Source organism: Burkholderia sp. (assembly GCF_018375725.1).
Lineage (GTDB): Bacteria > Pseudomonadota > Gammaproteobacteria > Burkholderiales > Burkholderiaceae > Burkholderia.
Genome location: NZ_JAHACR010000471.1, coordinates 1 through 2043, shown reverse-complemented (window position 1 = coordinate 2043; position 2043 = coordinate 1). Strand labels below are relative to the sequence as shown.

The 2043-nt window shown below is 60.5% G+C and carries 2 protein-coding genes; both read right to left on the bottom strand.

Annotated features, from left to right (window positions below; genetic code table 11):
- Window positions 1-23: 23 nt before the first annotated feature.
- Entirely contained in the window at window positions 24-1259 is a 1236-nt protein-coding gene (locus KH616_RS24510; protein ID WP_292253836.1) for a PBSX family phage terminase large subunit, read from the bottom strand.
- Window positions 1231-1872, bottom strand: coding sequence for a hypothetical protein (locus KH616_RS24505; protein ID WP_292253833.1), 642 nt, complete (start codon window positions 1870-1872; stop codon window positions 1231-1233). The genes KH616_RS24510 and KH616_RS24505 overlap by 29 nt, the downstream gene beginning before the upstream one ends.
- Between the last annotated feature and the right edge of the window lie 171 nt (window positions 1873-2043).

The window sequence follows — 2043 nt, the reverse complement described above, 5'->3', positions numbered from 1 at the left end:
GTCTTCCTTCGGTTTGCGGGCCATTAGCTCATCCAAGCGCCGCCGCCGATGACGGTGCGACGCACAACAGGTTTCGGGGCTTTCACGGGCTTCGCGGCGCGGCGCGCGCCCTCGCAGGCGTAACGCAGCGCGTCGATCACGTGGTTATCCTTGTCCTCGAGAATCGGCAACACGGCACCCGTGAGCGGGTCTTCCTTGTACTTGTAGAGGGTCAGCTCGTCGATCAGATGCTTGCAGCGCGGATGCACGATGATGTCGAACGATTTCAGGAATTCGACACCCTCTTCGAGCGATTTCGCCCCCTTGATCGCTGCCCGGATCTTCGGGAAGCCATGCTTCTGCATATGGCTGATCGTCTCCGGCCGCGCGGAATCCGCCGTGATCGGCCACTTCTCTGCGTCCGGCACACCCATGAACAGCTCGGGCAGGTTCACGATCTCGCAGCCAACCATGTACGCCTCGTAGTCGACGTACAGGCGGTTCCCGTCGATGTCGCAGCGAATCAGCACCGACGGATCGGATGCAAAGCCCCAATCCGCACCGAGGCGGAAGATCGTGCCGTCCGGTCGCTCGAATTCCTCGACGCGCCAGTTCTTGAACACACGCGCTTCGCTGTTCTGCTGGTAGCTGCCTAGCCAGATATGTGCGTACTTGTCCGGGTCGCGCCGCCTGTCGTACTCCATCTCGGCGCGCAGCTCGTCGGGGAACCACGGGTTATCCGTGAAGTTGACCTCGATCACATGCGCGCCAGGGGGCGGTTCGTCTCCGCGCAGCAGCGCATCGACCGGGTCACTGGCCTCGCGAGGGTTCCAGCTGAACCAGAGCTCCGAGGCTGGCTTGCGGATCGTCGGCCTCAACAGATCAAGCGACCGCTGGCTGAGCGATTGCGCTTCTTCGACCCACGCAATATCGAAACCTTCGAGCGACTTGATCGACTCTGCCGTGTGGTTCTGCATACCCTGGAACATGATCAGGCCACCGTTCTTGGCATTAATCTGCGCATCCAGCACATCGAAATACGCGCCAGCGTTCAGCGACTCGATCTTGCTTTCGAGCAGCTTCTTCACTGACTGCTTGAGGGATTTCTGCACCTCGCGGACGCAGACGGCATCCGTCTTTTCCATGATCGACCGCTCGATCAGCATCTCGCCAAAGAAATGCGACTTGCCCGATCCGCGGCCGCCGTGCGCGCCCTTGTAGCGCGCTGGCTCCAGCAGCGGCAGGAAGATCTCAGGCGTCTGGATGTGCAGGACGGACAATTACCCGCTCCACTTTCGTATAGGCTGCCGGCTTGCTCGGGTCATCCTCACCAGCGGCAGCCAGCCCATACGCCTCGCGCTCGAGTGCGACCAGCGTTTTCAGCGTATCCGCCAGGCTCTTCATATTGCCGACACGCCCCGACATCGAAATGACCTTGTGATACAGATCGTTCCGCTTGTCCTGGCCTTTCTCATCTTCGTCGCGGAGAAACATGCCGAGCTCCTCGAAGAGCTCGATATTCCCACTGGTGACTTCCAGCTCCGTCAGCAGCGACATCACAAGCTTCCGGGAACGGGAAATATCCGTACGATGCGAAAGCCGGATGCGGGCAATTGCCTCGGCATTCGCATTGACGATTTGCCGGTCGGTATCCGCTCGCTCAGCGGATACCGCACTGGATACCTCCGCTTTGGATACCAGCGAGTCAGCCTTCGCTTTGATCCTGGCCGAGAGGTCGCGCTCCCATCCATCACGCTTTGCACGCTTATTGATCGCGCCGTGGGTGATACCCTGCGACGCGGCGATTTCCCGAACCGACAACACGCCGGCGCGGTAATCAGCCTCGATGCGCTCCCAATCCGGAGCAGCTTTCTTGGCGGGCTGATCGTCCATTGACATTAATTACAGAAGCTTCGCCAGGTGCTCGCGCGCCGCCGTCACTTCATGCGCGAACAAATGGATGCCGGTACCGATCTTGCGCTCGAGCTCCGCGAGCATCGCATCGAGGCGCGACAGGTGCGCGCCGAGATTGATCGAACCCTCGGTCGAAATGACCGGCTCAAT

Coding starts and splice junctions, on each gene's coding strand:
- KH616_RS24505 (WP_292253833.1), bottom strand. CDS start 1,872: ATGGACGATCAGCCCGCCAAGAAAGCTGCTCCGGATTGGGAGCGCATC.